This is a genomic window from Actinokineospora xionganensis (assembly GCF_014323725.1).
GTDB classification, from domain to species: Bacteria; Actinomycetota; Actinomycetes; order Mycobacteriales; family Pseudonocardiaceae; genus Actinokineospora; species Actinokineospora xionganensis.
On record NZ_JABVED010000022.1, the window covers coordinates 1 to 14,429 of the forward strand.

At 69.7% G+C, this 14,429-nt stretch carries 16 protein-coding genes; 6 read left to right on the forward strand and 10 right to left on the reverse strand.

Annotated features, from left to right (window positions below; translation table 11 throughout):
• Positions 1–43: 43 nt before the first annotated feature.
• Entirely contained in the window at positions 44–673 is a 630-nt protein-coding gene (bluB, locus tag GPZ80_RS27625) for a 5,6-dimethylbenzimidazole synthase (protein WP_187224028.1), read from the forward strand.
• Positions 674–713: 40 nt separating this feature from the next.
• The gene (locus tag GPZ80_RS27630) at positions 714–1,244 is read left to right on the forward strand and encodes a Rossmann-fold NAD(P)-binding domain-containing protein (RefSeq protein ID WP_246477552.1); all 531 of its coding nucleotides are present in this window, start codon (positions 714–716) and stop codon (positions 1,242–1,244) included.
• Positions 1,245–1,310: 66 nt separating this feature from the next.
• Here the strand turns inward: GPZ80_RS27630 and GPZ80_RS27635 are convergent, their stop codons facing one another.
• The 3 genes from GPZ80_RS27635 to GPZ80_RS27645 all read right to left on the reverse strand — a co-directional run bounded on the left by GPZ80_RS27635 (position 1,311) and on the right by GPZ80_RS27645 (position 4,747).
• A complete protein-coding gene (locus GPZ80_RS27635) occupies positions 1,311–2,273 on the reverse strand; it encodes a sporulation protein (RefSeq protein WP_187224029.1) in 963 nt (320 codons plus the stop codon).
• A gap of 66 nt (positions 2,274–2,339) precedes the next feature.
• The gene (locus GPZ80_RS27640) at positions 2,340–3,383 is read right to left on the reverse strand and encodes a hemolysin family protein (RefSeq protein WP_187224030.1); all 1,044 of its coding nucleotides are present in this window, start codon (positions 3,381–3,383) and stop codon (positions 2,340–2,342) included.
• The gene (locus GPZ80_RS27645; RefSeq protein WP_312880616.1) at positions 3,380–4,747 is read right to left on the reverse strand and encodes a hemolysin family protein; all 1,368 of its coding nucleotides are present in this window, start codon (positions 4,745–4,747) and stop codon (positions 3,380–3,382) included. The genes GPZ80_RS27640 and GPZ80_RS27645 overlap by 4 nt, the downstream gene beginning before the upstream one ends.
• 175 nt (positions 4,748–4,922) lie before the next feature.
• On the opposite strand from GPZ80_RS27645, the gene GPZ80_RS27650 reads away from it, so the two are divergent.
• Positions 4,923–5,321 carry a helix-turn-helix domain-containing protein gene (locus GPZ80_RS27650; RefSeq protein WP_187224031.1) on the forward strand — a complete coding sequence of 133 codons (399 nt, stop codon included), beginning with the start codon at positions 4,923–4,925 and terminating at the stop codon, positions 5,319–5,321.
• Between the two features lie 171 nt (positions 5,322–5,492).
• Positions 5,493–5,789 (forward strand): hypothetical protein, encoded by a 297-nt coding sequence (locus GPZ80_RS32215; protein WP_222719963.1) that lies wholly within the window; start codon positions 5,493–5,495, stop codon positions 5,787–5,789.
• Positions 5,790–5,855: 66 nt separating this feature from the next.
• Here the strand turns inward: GPZ80_RS32215 and GPZ80_RS27660 are convergent, their stop codons facing one another.
• From GPZ80_RS27660 to GPZ80_RS27680, 5 genes are all read right to left on the reverse strand, one after another.
• Positions 5,856–6,446, reverse strand: coding sequence for a TetR/AcrR family transcriptional regulator (locus tag GPZ80_RS27660; RefSeq protein WP_187224032.1), 591 nt, complete (start codon positions 6,444–6,446; stop codon positions 5,856–5,858).
• Positions 6,443–8,422 (reverse strand): YhgE/Pip family protein, encoded by a 1,980-nt coding sequence (locus GPZ80_RS27665; RefSeq protein ID WP_187224033.1) that lies wholly within the window; start codon positions 8,420–8,422, stop codon positions 6,443–6,445. Before GPZ80_RS27665 ends, GPZ80_RS27660 begins: the two co-directional genes overlap by 4 nt.
• On the reverse strand, positions 8,419–9,030 hold the full coding sequence (locus GPZ80_RS27670; protein WP_187224034.1) for a hypothetical protein: 612 nt from the start codon (positions 9,028–9,030) through the stop codon (positions 8,419–8,421). The genes GPZ80_RS27665 and GPZ80_RS27670 overlap by 4 nt, the downstream gene beginning before the upstream one ends.
• An 86-nt stretch (positions 9,031–9,116) precedes the next feature.
• A complete protein-coding gene (locus GPZ80_RS27675; RefSeq protein WP_187224035.1) occupies positions 9,117–10,028 on the reverse strand; it encodes a GNAT family N-acetyltransferase in 912 nt (303 codons plus the stop codon).
• Complete coding sequence (locus GPZ80_RS27680; RefSeq protein WP_187224036.1) at positions 10,025–10,846, reverse strand: class I SAM-dependent methyltransferase; 822 nt, start codon at positions 10,844–10,846, stop codon at positions 10,025–10,027. The genes GPZ80_RS27675 and GPZ80_RS27680 overlap by 4 nt, the downstream gene beginning before the upstream one ends.
• A gap of 278 nt (positions 10,847–11,124) precedes the next feature.
• Here GPZ80_RS27680 and rpsA point away from each other — a divergent pair, with 278 nt between their 5' ends.
• Both rpsA and GPZ80_RS27690 read left to right on the forward strand, forming a co-directional pair.
• Positions 11,125–12,636, forward strand: a complete 1,512-nt coding sequence (gene rpsA / locus GPZ80_RS27685) for a 30S ribosomal protein S1 (RefSeq protein ID WP_187224037.1) — start codon at positions 11,125–11,127, stop codon at positions 12,634–12,636.
• Between the two features lie 195 nt (positions 12,637–12,831).
• On the forward strand, positions 12,832–13,500 hold the full coding sequence (locus GPZ80_RS27690) for a Clp protease N-terminal domain-containing protein (protein ID WP_187224038.1): 669 nt from the start codon (positions 12,832–12,834) through the stop codon (positions 13,498–13,500).
• On the opposite strand, the gene GPZ80_RS27695 is transcribed toward GPZ80_RS27690, so the two are convergent.
• The gene (locus GPZ80_RS27695; protein WP_187224039.1) at positions 13,501–13,713 is read right to left on the reverse strand and encodes a hypothetical protein; all 213 of its coding nucleotides are present in this window, start codon (positions 13,711–13,713) and stop codon (positions 13,501–13,503) included.
• An 86-nt stretch (positions 13,714–13,799) separates the two neighbouring features.
• Positions 13,800–14,399, reverse strand: coding sequence for a DUF4126 domain-containing protein (locus GPZ80_RS27700; RefSeq protein WP_187224040.1), 600 nt, complete (start codon positions 14,397–14,399; stop codon positions 13,800–13,802).
• Between the last annotated feature and the right edge of the window lie 30 nt (positions 14,400–14,429).

Genomic DNA, 14,429 nt, shown 5'->3' on the forward strand with positions numbered 1-14,429 from the left:
TCTCAGCTGGTCAGGACTTCGAGACACGGCCTAGGCTGCCCGGGTGGATGTCTACGAGGTCATTGGCAAGCGGCGTGACGTGCGCGCCGAGTTCACCGGCGCGCCCATCGCCGACGAGGTGCTCCACCGTGTACTCGGCGCGGCGCATGCCGCGCCGAGTGTGGGGATGAGCCAGCCGTGGGACTTCGTCCTCGTCCGGGACCCGGACACGCGCACCCAGTTCCACCAGCACGTCCACGGCGAGCGGGCGGAGTACGCGGCGACGCTGACCGGCGAGCGGGCCGCCACCTTCGAGCGGATCAAGATCGACGGCATCCTGGAGTCGACCCTGTCCGTCGTCGTCACCTACGACCCGCACCGGGGCTCGCCGTCGGTCCTCGGCAGACACGCCATCGCCGACGCCGGCCTGTACTCGGTGTGCCTGGCCATCCAGAACCTGTGGCTCGCCGCGACCGCAGAGGGTCTGGGCGTCGGCTGGGTCAGTTTCTACCGCGAGGAGTACCTCCAGAGCCTGCTGGGTATCCCGAAGACAGTGCGGCCGGTCGCGTGGCTGTGCCTCGGTCCCGTGGACCGGCTGCAGGAGGTGCCTGACCTGGAACGGCACGGCTGGCGCAGCCGGATGCCACTCGACCAGGTGGTCCATCACGAGCGCTACAGCGCACACACCGGTTGACTCCCCGGTAACCTCGGGGATTCCCCGGAGGGAGACAGCAATGGCGGTACGGCGGGCGTTGGTCTTGGGCGGCACCGGAATGCTCACACGAGTCACGACGGGGCTCATCGCGGACGGCTGGCACGTCGTCCTCCCCAGCCGCCGCTACGCCCCACTGGCCGCGGAAGGCACCGGCCGAGCCCTGTGGGTGGAAGCCGACTGGACCTACCCCGAGCGCCTGGCCGACCGAGCCGCACGCGCCCTGGGCGGCCCAGCCGACCTCCTGGTCGCCTGGATCGACAGCCGATCGCGCGTGCCGGTCCTCAAGGCGGTGGCCCGACTCCTCGCCCCCGACGCTCCGGTCGTAGAGGTCCATGGCAGCTCGTCGGCCGACCCGATCGCCGGCTGCCCAGACCCGGTGATCACCGATCACCCAACACAGCAGGTCGTGCTCCGCCCGGTCACGGACCGAGGCTCCTCCCGCTGGCTCACTCACGCGGAAATCGCCACCAGCGTCACCGACGCCATCCACCGCGGCCTCGACGGACGCCCTTCCGGCATCCACCAGGTCGGCGGCGTCCACGTCAGCTGACGTCTACCCGACGTGACGGTGATCCGCGCGCGGGGCGAGCCCGCGCGCGGGATTCAAGCCCGCGGACTACTCGCCGCCGTCGTCGCCGCCCTCGAAGGCATCGCCGATCATGTCACCGATGATCATGCCGCCGACCAGGCCCGCGGCGGCGCCGCCGATGGCCGCTCCCATGCCCGGGCCTCGCCGCTGCTGACCGTAACCGTGCTGTCCGTGGCCGGGTTGGCCGAAGGCGGGGTTGCCGTGGCCGCCGAAGGCGTTGTGGGCGGGCCGCCGGTCGGTGATCTGCTGCAACCAGCCGCCGATGGCGTCGGCCCAGTTGGTGTCCTCGGCTTCCTGGTGGGACACGTGGAAGCGGCCGAACGTGTCGCCGCCGCCGTGGAATCCGCCGCCGCGCTTGTCGGCTTCGAGGATGACGTGCAGGTGGTTGGGGTCGGCGACGAAGGTCAGTTCGACCTCGTTGACGGTGTGGGCGAACTGGGCGGGTGGGAAGAACTCGATTTCCTGGAAGAAGGGGAGTTCCTGGCGGACGCCGTGCAGGTGTCCGGCTTCGACGTCGGCTTTGCGGAACTGGAAGCCGAGTTCGCCGAACGCGTCGAGGACGCGGTCCTGGGAGGGCAGGGGATGCACGAGGACGGGGTCGAGGTCGCCCTTGTCCGGGGCCCCGGAGATGACCAGGTCGGTGCGGACGCCGACGGTGACTCCGGGCAGCGGGTTGTTCCCGACCGCGGTGATGGGTGTCTCGAAGGGCAGTGGAAGCCGGAAGGGCAGGTTGAGCGGTTGCCCGGCGGTGACGCGGACGTTCTGGTCGACGACGAGCCGGTGGAACTCGGTGTGCGGGTTGTGTCCGTGCTGGGTTTTCACGGCGGTGACCAGGGTGAGCACGACCTGGCCGATCTCGGCGTCGGCGCTGCCGCCCTGGATGCGGACCTGCCCGGTGATCACCTGCCCGGGCACGGCGTGGGGTGAGTCGAGAACGGTGTCCACGGATGGTCCTCCGACACCGAAGGCACTGAGCATCCGTTTGAACATCGGCATTTCCTCCTGAAATGGGTGAACAGACCCCGCACCGGTCGGTGCGGGGGTGAGGTCAGGGGATCAGCTGGGGGTGTCGGTCTCGTCGTCGAACTCGCCGATGAGTTCCTCCAGGAGGTCTTCCATGGTGGCGATGCCCACCACCGGGCCCCCGGTGCCCGCGGCGACGAGGGCGAGTTGGGCGCGGCGTTCCCGCATCGCGGTGACCGCGGCCGCGACAGGCAGGTCCGCGGGGATGGTCACGGCCTCACCCATCAGCTCCAGCGCCGTGGGGTCGCCACCGCGGGCGGTGGCCCGCATGGCTTCGCGGATGTGGACCAGCCCGACGAACCGTCCACTGTGGTCGCTCACGGGGAAGCGGGAGCGACCGGTCTCGCGGCTGTGGCGTTCGATCGCGCGCGCGGTGATGTCCTCGGAGACGGTGACGGTCTCATCCAGGGGCACCATGACCTGCTCGACGCGGGTGTTCTGCAAGGCCAGCATGCGGGTGAGTAGCCGTTGCTGGCCCTCGGCGATGAGGCCGTGCTCACCGGACTGGCGTACCAGCATCCGCAGATCGTCGGGGCGGTGGGCTTGGGCGAGTTCGTCCTGCGGGGTGACCTTGGCCGCCCGCAGCAGCGCGTTGGTCACCCCGTTGAGTCCGGCCAGTACCCACCGCACCAGGTGGGCGAACCCGCGGAACGGCAGTGCCAGCAGCAGCGCCGAACGTTCCGGGTGTGAGATCGCCCAGGATTTCGGGGCCATCTCCCCGACGACCATGTGCAGGAACACCACCAGGGCCAGGCTGATCCCGAACGCGATCGCGTGCGACACCCCGGCCGGCAGGCCGAGTGCGAGCAGCGGGATGTCGAGCAGGGCGGCGACCGCCGGTTCGGCCAGCGCACCCAGACCCAGGGTGCACAGGGTGATTCCGAGTTGGGCCCCGGCGAGCATCAGCGACAACTCGCGGGTCCCGGCCACGGCGGCACGAGCGGCACGGCTGCCCTCGGCGGCCAACGCCTCAAGCCGGTGGCGTTTCGCCGAGATCAACGCGAACTCGGCGGCGACGAAGAAAGCGTTGCCCACCAACAACACCAGCGAGGCGATCAACGACCATCCGATGCTCATCGACCCACCTCCTGGGCGCCGTCGGGTGCCGCGCAGACCAGCACGGTGGCGGGAACATGCCGGGCGACGGTCATCACCCGCACACTCACGAGCTGCGGCGGCGGGGGCACATCCTCGTGCGAAGGTGTCGTGATGAGCAGCTCGACCTCGTCGCCGACCTGCGGGACACGCCCGAGGTGCAGCAGCACCAGCCCGGAGACGGTGTCGTAGTCCTCGTGCTCGGGCAGGGCTATCCCGGTGGCGTCGGCGATCTCGTCGACCCGGGCGCGGCCAGGGACCAGCCAGGCTCCCTCGCCGCGACGTTCGATGACGGCCTGGACCGGGTCGTCCTCGTCGTGGATCTCCCCGACCAACTCCTCGGCCAAATCCTCCAACGACACCACCCCGGCGAACCCGCCGAACTCGTCGACCACGCACGCCAGCTGCCGGTGCTCGGCGCGCAAGCGCTCCAGCACCGCGGGCAGCGGCAGCGTCGCGGGCACCATCACCGCCGGGGTGGCGATCCGCCCGACCGGGGTGTGCGGGCGCTGTTCGGGCTCGATGGTCAGCACTTCGGCCAACCCGACCACACCGACCAGGTCGTCCAAGTCGTTTCGCACCACGGGGAAGCGGGAGAACCCGGTATCGAGCAGCTCCACCACACGGGAGGCGGGCTCGTCGACGTGGATCGTGCGCACCGCGACCCGCGGGGTCATCGCCTGCTCGGCGACCAGCCCACGAAAGTCCAGACCCCGGTCCAGCAGCTGTGTCAGCTCGGGGTCGAGGTGGCCTTGAGCTCCGGCCTGGTCGACGATGCGCACGAGGTCCTCCGGGGTCGCGCCCTGCGGCAGCTCCTCCACCGGTTCGATCCCCACCGCGCGCAGCAACCGGTTCGCCGCCGCGTCGAACAGTCGGATCAACGGTCCGGCGATCTTCAGATAGACCAGGGTGGATCCGCTCAGCGCCCGGGCGAGGGGCACCGGTTTGGCGATGGCCAGGTTCTTCGGCAACAACTCGCCCAACACCATCTGCACCACAGTCGCGAACACCAACGACACCGCCAGCGACAACGACAACGCGGCGGCACGGTTCAGCCCGGTCAGCCCGAGCAGATCAGCCAAACCGGTACCCAGCAACGGCTCGGCGACATACCCGACGAGCAGCGCGGTCACGGTGATTCCGAACTGGGCGCCCGAGAGCATGAACGACAGCTTCTGCGTCACCTGCAACGCCCGCTGCGCGGGTTTGTCCCCCGTCTCGGCCAGCTGCCGCAGCCTGCCCCGGTCGACCGCCATGTAGGCGAACTCCTGGGCCACGAAGTACCCGGTCGCTGCGGTCAACACCAGGGTGACCACCAACCCGGCGGCGATCAACACGGCGAACACCCGCCCAAGCGGGCAGGATTGGACACGGTGGAGACACGGGCGGACCTGATCAGCCGGGCTCGCCCCGGCCGGGTACTGCACCCATCGGCGTCGATATGCACGCACAGACACTATCACGTGACACTGTATGGTTTAGCCCGCTGACCCACCCAGGTGACGCGCGAGGAGGCTGCCCGTGGGCGACACACTGCTGCGCATCGGGGAACTCGCGGCCCAGGCCGGAGTCAGCACGCGCACCATCGACTACTACACCCACCTCGGCCTCCTCGTGCCCGCCGAACGCACCCCCGCCAACTACCGTCTCTACGACGTGGGCGCGGTCGAGCGCGTGAACACCATCCGCCAACTCGAAGCCCACGGCGTCAGCCTCGACGAGATCACCACCGCGCTGCGCACCAACAACGCCGATGTCCTAGGCCTGCTGCATCGTCTCGACGAGGACGTGCGCGCGTTGCGCGAGGTGGCGGAATCCACCGCTCCACACGCGCACGGCCTGCTCGCGGCGATCACCACGCGCGCCCAGTCCTTGATCACCACCGCGCTGGAGATCGGTCAGCACATGCCACCGGCGTAGGTGCTCAGCCGGCTCCGCGCAGGCCGCGGACCACCGTCAACAGCGCCGCGTGCGTTCTGCCACGGCACTCACCGACCACGTCCCAACACCGCAGTGTGACCAGTGGTCCACGGCTCGACAATGAGGAAGAACAGGGCGCACGCAGGCAAGATGCCGGACATACTCTCGGCAATGGATGACTACTCGTGGCCAGATGACCGCGCCTTGGGCGAACGAGCACGACAAGCTTGGGCCGCGACCGTCGCCGCGTTGCCGCTGGGAACCCATATCACTGGGGAGGTCATCGGTCGGCAACGCTTCGGCGTCTTCCCCCGTATCGAGGGCGTTCCTGACGCGGTGGGCCTGGTCGAGATCATCGAGATGCCCTCTGAGATCGACCTTCCGGTGATGAACGCGCTTCTTTCCGGCACGGTGATCGCGCATGCTGATCACAACAATCAGGTGCGCATCCGACCCACGCCACAGTGATTCCTCGCGTGGCCGATGTTCGAATGAGCTGACCCGCCGTGGCGAATCCGCTCCCGAATCGGGCACTCAGCCCACGGTGCCCCGCAGGCCGCGGACCAGCGTCAACACCGAGTCCCGCACCTCTTCCTGGCTCCGCTCCGGCGCGAACACCTGCCAGTCCAGCGCCACCACCAGCACCGTTCCGAACAACGCCGCCGATGCCGTGGGCACCGCCACCCCCTCGGGCAGCTCCCCGGCATCGGCCAACCGCTGCAACTGCCCCCGGATGATCGACGTGACCTGCTCCCGCAGCAGCGACAGCGTCTGCTGCCACTGCCCGGGCGTCCGCCACAGCTCGCTCACCAACAGCTGCGCGAACGTCGGATATTCCGCGAAGAACGCCAACATCCCGTCGATCAACCGCGACAGCGTGTCCGAGGCGTCCCCGTCCGCCGAACTCAACCGGGCCGCCAACAGGTCCACCCCGTACCGCAGGAGGGCGTCGATCAGCCCGTCCTTGCTGCCGAAGTTGTAGTAGACCGTCCCCTTCGCGACCCCGGCCTCGGCGGCGATCTCGTCCACCGTCAGCCCGACCATCCCGCGCGTCCCCGCCAGCCGTAGGGTCGCGTCGAAAAGCTTCCGCTTGGTGACGTCGGTCCGTCCCGGTCGAGGGCTCACAGCACAAGCTCCGGCCGCAGCCGCTTGGCCGTCCACACCCGCTGCTTGCGGGCGGCAAGAGTCGACACCGCCAGCCCTCCGATCAGGTACGCCCCCAACACCGCCACATCGATGCCCACCCCGCCAAGCGGACCGCCGTACATCAGGTGTCGCAGCCCGTCGACCACGTACCCCATCGGCAGTGCCTTGTGCAGCGGGTAGAGCGCCTCGGGCAGAGTCTGCCAGGGGAACGTCCCGCCTGCGCTGATCAGTTGCAGGATCAGCACGACCAGCGCGACGAACTTGCCCGACGGGCCGAAGAACGCGTTGAGCGCGTGCACGATCGCGATAAACGCCAGCGACGTGAGCGCAAGGAACCCGAGCGTCGCCAGCGGTCGGGCCGGGTGGATGCCGATGAGCGTGGTCACCGCCGTGAACATCAGCACCACCTGGGCGAGCCCGAGCAGCGCCGCGGGCAGCCACCCCGCCAGAGCGGTGCGCACAGCCGGATACCCGGCCGCCAGGGCTCGCGACGACAGTGGTCGCAGCACCAGGAACAGCACGAACGCGCCGATCCACGTCGCCAGCCCGAGGAAGAACGGTGCCAGGCCCGCGCCATACGAGCCCGCCGAGTTCTCACCGACCGTCCGCACGGCCACCGGGTCGCCGATGGTCCGCGCGGTGGCGTCGCGGGTCGCGTCGTCCGGGTGCGGGATGGTGCCCAGGCCGGCGGTGAGCCCGTCACGCAGCTGCGTCGAGCCGTCCGCCAGCGCGCGGGCGCCTGCGGCCAGCCGATCCGTGCCGTCTACGGCGGTCTGCTCGCCATCGCGCAGGGCCGCCGCGCCGTCGCGGAGCTGGGACGTCCCGTCGGCCAGCCGCTTGCCGCCGTCCGCCGCCTTCGAGATCCCCTCGGTCAGCGCGGGAGTCGCCGCCGCGAGAGTGTCCGCGCCGTCGGCGACTTGTTCGGCTCCGTCGGCCAGAGTCCGCAGTTGTGTGGCCGCCGTCTGAACCTTCCCGTTCGCCTGGTCGACCGGCGCGCGCAAGCCACGGACACTCGCCATCACCTCGGCGACCCGGTCTTCAGGCACGCCTATCGCCCGCAGTTGCCCGGCGATGTCGCTCTCCACGCCGTCGAGCTTGTCCACGACACCCTGCGCGGCGCCCGCGACCTCCTCGCCCGCGACCGCGAACCGCTCGTTGCCGTTCGCGACCTGGCGCGCGCCGGAAGCAAGCCGGGCGGTCTGGGCGGGCAGGTCGTTTGTCCTGTCCCGCAACGTGTTCAGCCCAGCCGACAGCTCACCCGCCCCGGACGCGGCTGTCGCGGTCCCGTCCGCCAACTTCCGCGATCCGTCGAGCAGTGCCCGCTGCCCGTCGGCGAGCTTCGTGGCGCCCGCGCTGGCCTGCCCGGCGCCGTCGGTCAACTTCGACGCCCCGGCCGCGGCTTCCTGGGTGCGCTGGTAGACCGTGCCGAACCCGACGAGGAACTTCTCCGCCGCCTCCTGGCCGACCTCCGAGGCCACCGACCGCCGCACCTCGCTCACCACCCGGTCGGCGATGGTGCCGACGAGGTAGTTGTTCGCGTCGTTGGTGGTGACCGAGATCAGCCCCTGCCGCGGCGCGAAGTCCGCGGTCGACGTCAGCGCCGAGGAGAAGTCCGCGGGCAGCGTCAGCGAGAAGGTGAACCGGCCGTCGCGCACCCCGGCCTCGGCCTCGGCGGCCGACACCTCGTGCCACTCGAACGCGCCCGAGTCCTTGAGCTTGTCGGCGACTTTGCGGCCCGCGTCGAACCGGGTGCCGTTCGCCTTCGTCACGCCCTCGTCGGCCACGACCAGCGCGGCCGGGATGTGATCGAGCCGGTCGTACGGGTCGGCGTTCGCGTAGAGGTACAGCGATCCGTAGAGCAACGGCACGAGGACCAGCGCGAGGATCGCCAGCCGGGGGAGTCGGCCGGTGGTGACGCGGCGCAGTTCGCTGCGGGCCAGGCGGAGGGTGTTCACGACAGGGTCTCCAGGGGTGCGGGCTGGAAGTGTTCGCCCAGCCGGGCGGGAGTCAGGGGGAGCCGGTCGGCGGCCGCGGTGCCGCACAGCACGACGACCGCCCGGCCCGACTGGGCCTGCGCCAGCGCGGTGGGCCACCAGTCGCCCACATCGGCCGTGTGCCGGTCCGGGGTGTCGAGGACGAGCAAATCCGCCCCGGGCCGGACGAGGTCCGTCAGCAGCGCGATCCGGACCGCGGGCGGCACCGCCTCGAAGCGGGTTCGCGCGGTGAGCCCGTGCTTGTCCAACAACTCGGTGCGGGACCGGCGGACGCGGGTCAGGGCCAGTTCCTCGGTGATGACGTCGATGACCTTCAGACCGGGTTCGGGCTCGGTCACCCCAGGCGCGTCGACCAGCACCGCGCGCTCGCGCAACTCGGCCGCGCACGGCTCGACCGACCCGGCCGACGGCGTGATCCGGCCGGTCAACGCCAGGCCGAACGCGGTGTGCCCCTGCCCGGGGTCGCCCGCGACGACCGCGAGCTCACCTGACCGGACCCGCAAGGAGGTGGCCCGCAGCAGTGGGCCGTGGGCTCCGGTGACCGCGACGCGGTCCGCACGGACGTCCATGATGCCCCCTCCAGTTAAACTGACCAGTCAGTACAAATAATGTCCCATGACGGTTGGCTGGCGCAACTTGTTTCGGGGGGACCTGGTCAGCGCAGCGCGGCGGCCGGGCGGACTTCCCATACCGTCCACAGAGGACGGTACCCCTGGCGGGCCCAGAACGCCGGGGACAGCGGATTCGGCGGGTTGTAATACAGGAACGAGCCGACCGTGCGCGGGCTCAAGTCCGCGTGCGCGACGTCCATCAGCGCCCGGCCCACCCCGGCGTGCCGTGCGTGCGGCAGCACGGACAGGCAGTTCACGTAACCCCAGCGGCCGTGTCGCACGCGGGTCTCCGCCCAGGACCCCGGCCTGGACTCGGTGTGCCAGCCCTCCGCGTGTCCGACCGCGACCCCGTCGCGCTCGGCCAGCCAGATCGGGTCGCCCTGGGTCAGGTGCGCCCGCAGCGCGGCCCGCTTGACCGCGCGCGCGTCCGACCGCGGTATCGCGCCGCCGACCTGCGCCGAATAGGCCACTTCCGCCAGCGCGGACTCGACCAGCACGTCCAGGTCGGCCCGGGTCGCGCGACGGACGACCACGCCCGGCACCGGGTCGCTCGGCGGCGGGGGAGTCGTGCGCACCGCCAGGACCGAGAGCGGGATGAATCCGTGGGTCATCAGCGCCCTGGCCGCCGCCGCGTCCCGGCTCGGCCAGGTCACCACGCACGCGGTGTCCGTGCCCGCCGCGGTCAGCCTGCCCGGCAGGGCGCGCAGCAGCGGGTCGAGCGCGCCGCCGTCGGCCGCGCCGAGCAGCGGGTGCAACTCGAAGACCTCGGACGCCGACCACAGCGACTGCGGGGTTCCCGGCTCGATGAGCGTGCGGGTCAGCACGGCCGAGACCCGCTCGCCGTCGGGCAGGGCGGCCGTGAGCAGATCGCCGGGTGGTGGTTCCACCGCGGCCGGGAGCAGGGGGTCCAGACCGGCGAACCGGGTGGACTGGGCGCGCAGGAGCGCCGCCGTCACCGGCGGCACCTGAAGATCGCCGTGCCGGGGAACAACTCGCCGCGCAGGGGGCTCCACTGGCCCCACTCCTGGGTGTGGCCCTCCGGCCACTCCGGCTCCACCAGGTCGAAGATCGTGAGCCCGGCGGCGGTCAGCGCGCGGACGTAGTCACCGAGCGTGCGGTGGTGCTCGACGTAGGTCGGCGTGCCCTGCTCGTCGACCTCGACGTACGGCGTCCGGTCGAAGTACGAGCCGGTCACGCGCAGGCCGTCCGGGCCCGGGTCGTCGGGGAAGATCCAGCGCATCGGGTGGGTGACCGCGAACGTCCACGTGCCGCCGGGCCGCAGGACGCGCGCGACCTCGCTGAACACAGCGCCCACGTCGGCCACGAACGGCACGGCGCCGAAGGCGGAGCACGCCAGGTCGAACGACGCGTCGGCGAACGGCAGCTTCTCGGCGTTCCCCCTGATCAGCGGCACGTCGATCCCGGTCGCCAGGTTGGCGGCAGAGGCGTAGCGCAGCATCCCGGCCGACAAATCCAGGCCGACGACCCGCGCACCCCGCGCGGAGAGCCACCGCGCGCACGGCGCGGATCCGCAGCCGACCTCGAGCACATCGCGGCCGGAGACCTCACCCAACAGGTTGGCGTCTTCTTCGCGAAGCGATTCCGGGCACCAGACGAAGTCGGCGACACCGAGGAATTCACCGTGCTCGGCGTGATAATCGTCGGCGTCGGCGTCCCACCAGGCGATGTTGGCGGCGACGGACTCGGCCGACCCCACGTTCACCCTGGCGACGGCGGTCGTGCCGAGGGCCTTCTCGGCGCTTGGGTTGGACACCGTGACATCCTGTCACCAGTGGCCGGACCAGCAATCCTGGAGTACCCCCGGGTTTGCCCGGTCATCACGCAGCCGCGTAGGATACCGCCGCGCAGTGGTTTCGCGCTGACTTGGGTTTCTGACCGCTGGGAATCATTCACGGGTCGCGCGGCGTTGTCGGTGTGGTCCTGTTCGTTCGGGTGTGCCGTCGGCGAAAAATTCCGCCGCGCCCCGGATATCGAATGCCTTGAAAACCGTAAGCCCGACCCAAACCAATCCGTACCGGAGCCACCTACCCTATGTCCACCGACACCACCATTGTCCCGGCTGTCACCGCGCCGAAGCAGCAGGTCGCCGTCAACGACTTCGCATCCGAAGAGGAGTTCCTCGCTGCCATCGACGCGACGATCAAGTACTTCAACGATGGCGACATCGTCGAGGGCACGATCGTCAAGGTCGACCGGGACGAGGTCCTGCTCGACATCGGCTACAAGACCGAGGGTGTCATCCCCTCGCGCGAGTTGTCGATCAAGCACGATGTCGATCCCGCCGACGTGGTCAAGGTCGGCGATGAGGTCGAGGCCCTCGTTCTCCAGAAGGAGGACAAGGAGGGCCGTCTGATCCTGTCCAAGAAGCGCGCTCAGTACGAGCGTGCGTGGGGCACGATCGAGGCTCTCAAGGAGTCGGACGAGCCGGTCAAGGGCACGGTCATCGAGGTCGTCAAGGGTGGCCTCATCCTGGACATCGGTCTGCGTGGCTTCCTCCCGGCGTCGCTGGTCGAGATGCGCCGCGTGCGCGACCTGCAGCCGTACGTCGGCCGCGAGCTCGAAGCCAAGATCATCGAGCTCGACAAGAACCGCAACAACGTGGTCCTGTCGCGCCGCGCGTGGCTCGAGCAGACCCAGTCCGAGGTTCGCAGCGAGTTCCTCAACCAGCTGCAGAAGGGCCAGGTCCGCAAGGGCGTCGTGTCCTCGATCGTCAACTTCGGTGCCTTCGTGGACCTCGGTGGCGTCGACGGCCTGGTGCACGTCTCGGAGCTGTCCTGGAAGCACATCGACCACCCGTCCGAGGTTGTCGAGGTCGGCCAGGAAGTCACCGTCGAGGTCCTCGACGTCGACATGGAGCGCGAGCGCGTGTCGCTGTCGCTCAAGGCGACGCAGGAAGACCCGTGGCGTCAGTTCGCCCGCACCCACGCGATCGGTCAGATCGTGCCGGGCAAGGTCACCAAGCTGGTTCCGTTCGGTGCGTTCGTCCGCGTGGACGAGGGCATCGAGGGCCTGGTCCACATCTCCGAGCTGGCCGAGCGCCACGTGGAGATCCCGGAGCAGGTCGTGCAGGTCGGCAACGACGTCATGGTCAAGGTCATCGACATCGACCTCGAGCGTCGCCGCATCTCGCTGTCGCTGAAGCAGGCCAACGAGGGCTTCACCGCCGACACCGAGTTCGACCCCACGCAGTACGGCATGGCCGCCGAGTACGACGCCGAGGGCAACTACATCTACCCCGAAGGCTTCGACCCGGACACCCAGGAGTGGCAGGAAGGCTTCGACAAGCAGCGCGAGGAGTGGGAGCGTCAGTACGCCGACGCGCACGCTCGCTACGAGCAGCACATGAAGCAGATCGTCAAGGCCGCCGAGGCTGACGCCGAGGCCGAGGCCGCAGGCGAAAGCGCGGCTCCGGCAGGCGGCGGTTCCGGTGGCGAGCAGAACTACTCGTCCGCGGGCACCGAGAAGGCGGCCCAGTCGGGCGGCACCCTCGCCAGCGACGAGCAGCTCGCCGCTCTGCGCGAGAAGCTGTCGGGCGGCGTCTGATCTAGCCGCTTGAAGTAGCTCTGACGAGAGCCCCGCACCGGATCCCGGTGCGGGGCTCTCGCTCTACCCCCGCGAGTCCCCACCTCCCGACAGCGAGTTCCCACTTCAACTGCGAAGTCACTGTCGGGATGTGGGGATTCGCGGACGTCAACCAGTGGTTGACGATTAGGGTATCGTCAACCTAAGGTTGACGGCATGACCATGCCACGTCTTGATGACCTCATCGGCGCCATCCGTACCACCTACTCCGACGAGAACCCCCTCGGCCAGCTGTCCGCGGCCGTCATCGCCGCCGAGTACCTCGGCGAGATCTCCGACCACCTCATCGGCCACTTCGTCGACCAGGCCCGCCGCTCCGGCGCCTCCTGGACCGAGATCGGCAAGAGCATGGGCGTCACCAAGCAGGCCGCGCAGAAGCGCTTCGTCAGCAAGGACGACCCGAACATGTTCGCCCGCTTCACCGACAAGGCGAAGCAGTCCGTGATGGCCGCTCAAACCGAGGCGCAGCAGTCGAAGCGGTCGCGGATCTACCCCGAGCACCTGCTGCTCGGCCTGCTGTCCGCACCGGCCAGCCTGGCCATGAAGGCGTTGGCCGACCAGGGGGTCGACGCGGACAAGATTCGCTCCGGGGTCGTGCTGCCCGAAGCCGGGGACGCCGAGCCGGGGCCGCTGGTCGAGTTCTCACCCGCGAGCAAGAAGGCGCTCGAACTGTCCGTGCGCGAGTCGCTGCGGCTGAGCCACAACTACGTCGGCACCGAGCACCTGCTGCTGGCCCTGTTCGAGATCGACGACTCGCCACTGCCCGCGCTCGGCGCGGACCGGGAAAAGGCCGAGGACTACCTCACCAAGGCCCTGGCGAAGTGATCAGCCGATAGCGGGCGCCCAGGCGCGTTCCATGGCCGCGGCCACGGCGCGCCTGCGCAAGCCCGCCAGGCTGTGCCGGGCGGGGAGAAGAACCGTCGAGAGCCACGAACGGCGGTACTCGACCAGGGCATCGGCCACGGACGCGTGGACGACACAGTGGACCAAACCAGGGGTCCCGAGCCGGTGCCGTCCAGACCGCCGCGCGCTCCGCATCGAAGTTCCTCCGTGTGGGTGACGGTGTTGCGCGCAACCGTACGACCCACCGTGGGTAAACGGTGGAATTTCGCCGGTGTGTCGCCCTAATCGGGTACCGGCCGCCGCTCCCGGCGTCGGCGGAAGGCCCGAACCTTGCGGTACGTCCACACGGCCATGAAGCCGAGCGCGATCAGAAACACGATCACCAGGATCGGCAGGAAGATCGCCACGAAGCTCAGGCCGATCGATCCCGCGTCCTCGATTGTGCTCACCACCGGGGCGCCCACCCCGGCGGTGCCCGCGTTGATCACCGGCCGGGCCGCGGCCTTGGTGACGTGCACGATCAGCGCGGTGACGATGCCCAGCAGCCATCCCACCCATGGGTGATCGCTCATCCAGGTCGAGTTGTCGAAGTCGGACGCGGCCTGGGTCGCGCTGAACACGATGCCGCCGGACGCCGGTCGGATGGCGGTCTGGATGGTGTCGTTGACGCTGTCGACGACCGGCACCTTGTCCAGGACGAACTCGGCGGCCAGCAGTACCGCCACGATGCCCAGCACCCAGCCGTTGCCGAGCCAGGAGAACTCCTTGGGCAGGGTCACCGAATCGGTGAAATTCGCCAGGAGGCCGACCACGAGGATCGGGATGTAGGCGTTGAGGCCCGCCGCAGCGGAGAGGCCCATGCCGGTCAGTGCCGCGAGCATGGCAGTGATGTTAGGACCGGACCGTGATCA